This is a genomic window from Desulfobulbaceae bacterium (genome assembly GCA_013792005.1).
Lineage (GTDB): Bacteria > Desulfobacterota > Desulfobulbia > Desulfobulbales > VMSU01 > VMSU01.
In genome coordinates this window covers 25,410-31,041 of sequence record VMSU01000173.1, presented here as the reverse complement: position 1 = coordinate 31,041, position 5,632 = coordinate 25,410, and the positions used below count along the sequence as shown (strand labels likewise).

At 50.0% G+C, this 5,632-nt stretch carries 9 protein-coding genes, 1 tRNA gene and 1 pseudogene; 10 read left to right on the top strand and 1 reads right to left on the bottom strand.

The annotated features are described in order from the left end of the window. Positions 1–175 precede the first annotated feature (175 nt). Genes FP815_11115 through FP815_11075 form a run of 9 tightly spaced genes read left to right on the top strand, consistent with a single transcriptional unit; the run spans position 176 to position 4,460 of the window. On the top strand, positions 176–520 hold the full coding sequence (locus tag FP815_11115) for a hypothetical protein (protein ID MBA3015482.1): 345 nt from the start codon (positions 176–178) through the stop codon (positions 518–520). Further along, on the top strand, positions 520–1,047 hold the full coding sequence (locus tag FP815_11110; GenBank protein MBA3015481.1) for a hypothetical protein: 528 nt from the start codon (positions 520–522) through the stop codon (positions 1,045–1,047). Before FP815_11115 ends, FP815_11110 begins: the two co-directional genes overlap by 1 nt. Positions 1,048–1,059: 12 nt before the next feature. Further along, entirely contained in the window at positions 1,060–1,899 is an 840-nt protein-coding gene (locus FP815_11105) for a hypothetical protein (protein ID MBA3015480.1), read from the top strand. Continuing rightward, the gene (locus tag FP815_11100; protein MBA3015479.1) at positions 1,899–2,192 is read left to right on the top strand and encodes a hypothetical protein; all 294 of its coding nucleotides are present in this window, start codon (positions 1,899–1,901) and stop codon (positions 2,190–2,192) included. Before FP815_11105 ends, FP815_11100 begins: the two co-directional genes overlap by 1 nt. An 11-nt stretch (positions 2,193–2,203) precedes the next feature. Beyond that, complete coding sequence (locus FP815_11095) at positions 2,204–3,013, top strand: hypothetical protein (GenBank protein ID MBA3015478.1); 810 nt, start codon at positions 2,204–2,206, stop codon at positions 3,011–3,013. Positions 3,014–3,051: 38 nt separating this feature from the next. After that, on the top strand, positions 3,052–3,360 hold the full coding sequence (locus FP815_11090; protein MBA3015477.1) for a hypothetical protein: 309 nt from the start codon (positions 3,052–3,054) through the stop codon (positions 3,358–3,360). Continuing rightward, on the top strand, positions 3,360–3,623 hold the full coding sequence (locus FP815_11085; GenBank protein MBA3015476.1) for a hypothetical protein: 264 nt from the start codon (positions 3,360–3,362) through the stop codon (positions 3,621–3,623). The genes FP815_11090 and FP815_11085 overlap by 1 nt, the downstream gene beginning before the upstream one ends. Further along, positions 3,611–4,021, top strand: coding sequence for a M15 family metallopeptidase (locus FP815_11080; protein MBA3015475.1), 411 nt, complete (start codon positions 3,611–3,613; stop codon positions 4,019–4,021). Before FP815_11085 ends, FP815_11080 begins: the two co-directional genes overlap by 13 nt. Continuing rightward, positions 3,975–4,460: a hypothetical protein gene (locus FP815_11075; GenBank protein MBA3015474.1), complete on the top strand. Its 486-nt coding sequence runs from the start codon at positions 3,975–3,977 to the stop codon at positions 4,458–4,460. Before FP815_11080 ends, FP815_11075 begins: the two co-directional genes overlap by 47 nt. A 158-nt stretch (positions 4,461–4,618) precedes the next feature. On the opposite strand, the gene FP815_11070 is transcribed toward FP815_11075, so the two are convergent. Beyond that, positions 4,619–4,693: transfer RNA gene (locus tag FP815_11070), tRNA-Thr, on the bottom strand. Positions 4,694–4,947: 254 nt separating this feature from the next. On the opposite strand from FP815_11070, the pseudogene FP815_11065 reads away from it, so the two are divergent. Continuing rightward, positions 4,948–5,157, top strand: a pseudogene (locus tag FP815_11065) (transposase). Positions 5,158–5,632 lie beyond the last annotated feature (475 nt).

The following is a 5,632-nucleotide window of genomic DNA, read 5'->3' as shown; positions in this document are numbered from 1 at the left end:
CCTGTTGCAATAATAGAAACAAGCATTTAGAATGTAATAAATAGTAGCAGATCGGACCGCTCTTTAACCCGGCACAGCCGGACGTTTATAAGCCCGATTCAACCACAAGGCCATATTTTTGGCCAAGGTGGGGGAATCGGGCTTTTTTTTTTGCGCATGCACCAGGGGTAGCGTTATGGCGATTATCACCAGCGAATATGACATCACCATCAAGCTTGGCGGGGATTTCGAGGAAGAGTTCACCCTGGGCTTCGACATTACCGGGTGGACAATACAATCGCAGATCAGGACCAAGCAACGTTTGTCGGCTCCGTTAGTGGCCAACTTTGTTGTTGCCGTGATCGATGTTGTCACGGGGCAGTTCAAGCTCTCCTTGGATGAAGTGGCAACGGCGGCAATCTCTACTGTGACGCGTCGAAAGCGATGTCACTATGACGTGCTGCTCACGAATCCTTTGGGCTTGGATGAGTATTACATCAAGGGTTCGGTGATCCTTGAGCCGAGCGTCACGGTGAAGTAGTGCCTGCCATCGTCATCAAGCAGAAGGCAGCAGTGGTTGTCAATGCCGGTGTTGTCAGGAGGCAACCGATTATCGTTCGGGAGCAGCCTGTCGAAGCGGTCATCACCTCACCGGCGCACATCGGGGTTGATGCCCATGAAAAGCGGGTCGTTGTTGTACGAGTTGGTGAGCCAGGACCGGTTGGGCCTAAGGGTGAAGATAGCGGGCCAAGTAATATCGCCATGATGTTTACCCAAAGCGCCTTGCCCGGACCGATTGCCATCGGAGGTGCCATTGCTAACCGGAAGGTGCTGAGCGTCATTGTCGAGGTCGAGGAAGGGTTTGATGCCGGGGTGGGCATGACTGTTGGAACCATGGTGTCACAGGGAATCTTGCTTACGGAGAGTGAGAATTGCCTGCAGGTGATTGGGATGTATGAGAAGACAGCAAACTATGAGTATGAGGGCACGCCGACGTTTCAGGCGTTTTTTAGCGGTGGGGGACCGTTTGTCGCGGGAAGGGCCAAGGTAACAATTTCTTTCACATAGAGGAGAAAGGACATGGCAAACATTTTCAAGACAATCAAGGGCATCATGGGGTCTCTGTTTCAGATCGGCGGGCCAAGCGGCAACCAGATCAAGAACCAGAGTGATGGACTGGCCATCCGGAACGCGGCCGACTCCGCTCATCAAAACATGTCCATTAAACAGGCCTCTGGATCAGTGCCCGCGCATGCCGTTAACTGGCAAGATTTGCGGGACCAGAGTCCGTTGATGCAATTTTCTTTTGATGGAGCAACTGCTCCATCGGGAGGATCCAACACAGGGACCTACGGTTTTTGTCATACCTCTGGTGGATCCTACACCGCCGGCCAGGTCTATTATGATAGTGGCACCGCCTTGGTGGCGATCAAGACCTTTATCGGTATGACTATCACCACCGGCAGCGCAATAACCGGTACAGTATCCTTGTCCGCCAACGGCTTGTACGTAGCGCATTCCGCTGCTGCGCCTTACACCTGGACACTCAAGGGCGATGGTATCCCACAATCTATCGGTTATCCACATGTCATCGAGCTTGCCCTCGATACAGCTGCCAGTAAGTCATCTTCGACCTCGATACCGGCAGGCTCAAAGATTATGTCGGTGTCGACCAACATCACCAGTGCTTATGACAACTCGGCAGGAATACAGATCGTAGTGGATGGTGTTGTCAGCGAACTGACAATTCAAGCCACCAATGAGAACGATCCAGCCACAGTAGGTATCTACGATTCTGAGCCGGTGGACATGACGGTTGACTCAGATACCGAGGGCCACGTCAAGCTCATTATCTCAAATACGCCATCGACTGGAGCCGGGACAGTCCTCGTTACCTACCTTACTGATGCCTTGAGCTAATGTCAGTATTCAAGTGCCTGGCCGGGACCACCAGAAAGATTTTTTCTATCGGGATTGGCCAATTGTCCACCGCTGTTGGGGCAATCACTCAAGATGGCAAGTTGCAGGGGTGTGATGCCGACACTCGGATGGTGCGTGACTTAGTCCGGTACAACCCCAAATATATGATTGAGGTAGGCGAAACCCAAGTGGCATACCCCTATGAGATCCATGACCTGACCGGAGCGGGCTATGTGTCTCTTGATGATGACGCAACCTATGAGCTGGATGAGGGTGCCATCCTAATCATTTAAGGATAGACAAAATGTCTCCAGTAGCGAGTTCAATAATTATTCATCCCGGACAGGCACCAGGCCAAGCACCGCCTGGAAAGGTTCGTCTGTTCTGGGATGATGTCGGTGGAGGACTGAAAGCCATTGATGACAGCGGGGTCATACTTCCTGTGGTTGTCAGTGGAGGGAACGGACCAGCGGGTACGGTTGACTTGGCGGGGTTTGCCACCAATGCCCCGCCAGATGCACCACCTGAGCAATACGTGCGGCTCTATTTTGATGATAGCGATGGTCTTGTGAAGTATCGAACCGCATCGGGCAGTTTAGTGCGAATCGATCGTTCGGAATGGATCAGGCCGAGATTGCTACAGGTAGGGCCTCAAGCAAATTACAACCTCAACCCAAGCGGGGTGATTATGCCCGCATGGAATCCTCTTAGTGCTTGGGAGAATGGGTTTCCTGGTGTCCCACAGCTGTATTATATCGATCCTGCTGACAACACCAAGCTACGAGTTCAAGGGGCTGGGGTGGTGTCCAGTGTGTCGGGCTCGTTATCGATCAACAACGATTCGAGCAGCCGTTTGAACTGCCGGTCCTCTTTGTGGGTCAACGGGACTGAGATCGTAGGCACGCGGTCCTATATTCATTTCGAGAAGAACAATCAGGGGGCGTTGGGCAGCATAGTCTTCCCAGGTTTTCCCGTATCGATGTCGGCGGGTGATTTTCTCCAGGTGAAGGTATTTGGGGCGACAGCCACGACGTTCAACAGCAACACGTCAACGATCCTGGTGGCGGCGGAGAGCTCGTTAGCCATTAGCATTATCAGTGGGGTTAATTTCTGATAGATGACCACCTGTCTCGACAGGAAGGAGTAATGCCAATGACAGCAGCAACAGAATACACCGGACGAAACCGGAGAAAGAAAGATGATCAGCTTGAGCTCCTCCTCGAAGAGGTTTCTACCCGCACCGTCAATAAGTTAAACCCGCAGCACCCGTGCCGTTTTGCACACATATCACCTGATGAGCATGAGCGCCATCATCGGATGTGTGAGTCGGCCATCGAGTTTTTGGATCGCTTGAACAACACCAAATGGGGGATCCTCAAGGCGGTGGCCATTTTTATTGTCCTCGGTGGATTGAGCTTGTTCGCTGCCGGGGTGTCTTTGAAATTTGGAGGGCATCAGTGATGGGTAGCGGCATATTGGCTTGGCTCCTTGGCCGTCGGGACGAGGAGGAGCGGAGGGTAGAGACAACGTGTATTGCTCCTCTGTGTGGACGGAAGGTGATGATCACCGCTGCAGAAGTCAGAGAATCGCGATGGAAAAACCATGGTGAGGTTGTTGGTGCCTGCCCCGAGCATTTGGAGCGGTTGACAGCAGGACGGATCAGCGATGGGGATCCGACGACTAATCCTGATCTGAATAAGGAGGACATAACATGCCAGCATTAGGAACACGATCCAAAGAGGTGTTAGCGACTTGTCACCCGGACATCCAGTCTGTGGTGAATGAGGCGATCAGAGAGATTGACTTTACAGTTGTCTGTGGTCGGCGCGGACGGGAGGAGCAGGAGAAGGCGGTGGCCGAGGGCAAGAGCAAGCTGCATTATCCGGCAAGTAAGCATAACGTGGAGCCCCCTGGCCTAGCGAAGGCTGTTGACCTTGCCCCTTACCGAGATGGAGCGATTCAATGGAAGGACGTGCAGTCGTTTATTTTTCTGGCCGGAATCATCAAGGGCATTGCCTTGATCAAGGGGATAAAGATTCGATGGGGTGGCGATTTCAATCGAAACAACAACCTGCATGACGATCGGTTTATGGACATGCCGCATTTTGAGCTGGAGGTGTGATATGGATTTGACAGGTATCGGGAGTATCGCTGATTTTGCATCGGGTATTATGGATCGGTTCTGGCCCAAGCAGATGACGGAAGAGGAACGGGCCAAGGCCCAGGTTGGCTTGATTGAGTCTATGGAGCAGCGAGAGGTAGTCAGGGACTCTCTGCGGGCCGAAGTGATCAAGGCCGAGATGAGCCAGGGTGACGACTACACCAAGAGGGCCAGGCCGACGATCGTCTATGCAGGGCTTACCTTTATTGCCTTGGTGCATGTTATTTTCCCGATTGTTGCCTGGTTCACCAAAGAGCAGTTGCCGGCGTTGGCCTTGCCATCAGATTTTTGGATGGTGTGGGGTGGGGTATGTTCAGTGTGGATGATCGGGCGGTCGGCTGAACGGGTGATGGGTGGGGACAGCAAAATTATTTCGGCGATCACTGGTGGGAAAAGGTAAGACGCGGTATAACAAGATATATTTTTTCACTTTGGCCGGTGGGGAATGCTTTTGGGCTTGAAAGGTGAAAAAAAGGCACCGGAAGGGATGTGGTAGGCGGTGGTGCGCAGGGCATGAAAAAAGGGCTTCGAAGAAAACCTCGAAGCCCTTGATACTACTGGAGCCGACGACGGGAGTTGAACCTGCGACCTACTGATTACGAATCAGTTGCTCTACCACTGAGCTACGTCGGCGAAGTAAGTTTTTTTGAAGTATTTTTTGAGTTACTTGCTGTTGGAATGTTGTTCAACCTGTAACAGTGACTGCTTTGGGGCGCATTTTGTGGTTAGTTTATCATTTCTAAATTGTAATTAAACAGTTTATTTTTAACTCTACTCGTCTCTTTCTGCAAGTGACTTTTGCTGAAATGAGCATAAATATCAGTGGTTGATTTGCTGAGATGGCTAAAGAGTTCTTGAAGGGTGTTTTGATGTTGCCACCGTTAATTACAATACTTGGCAACCTGAAGAATGCCATTCCCGGGACGTACCATGCTTTTGACTTTGAAAAATATGCTCACCGTTATCTGGGCGAGTTTCAATACCGCTTTAACCGACGGTTTGATCTCCCGGGAATGTTCAAGTGCCTCGTAGCCGCTACGTTCAGATCCGGGAAGGTTCCAGGACACAAACTACGACTTGCGGAAGATTTGCGCTAATCAGGACATTGTAACACTGGTATTTTTTGCCTTTCGTGAAAGATACCATGCCAGTTTTGTTGTAAAAAATTATAGTTCCTCATAGTATTATTTTTTTATAAAAAAATTAGATAGTTATGCTTATGAAATATCTATAAAACTTATAATTATAGCGTTATCTTGGTGTTGGTTACTTTTGTCAATTAATTATTGTCCTTAGTTATGCTAAGATTAAAAGTGGTTTTTTGAATACATATGAGAGTCGTATCGCCCATTTCCTCGTTAATTTGCTACAACTCACTGTTGGTGGCATTGTCTAACTCACTAATTAGATGATGTATTATCTTGTGTTTATGTTTTGGTATGCATCTTGCATTTCACTGCAAGATCTTTCCACGACTCGACAGAAGATAGTGAGAAAAATCCTCTTTTGTAGTAGCGGCCCACCGGTATAATTATTGGATGGCTGCAAAAAAAATGATTAACGAGGTTCATC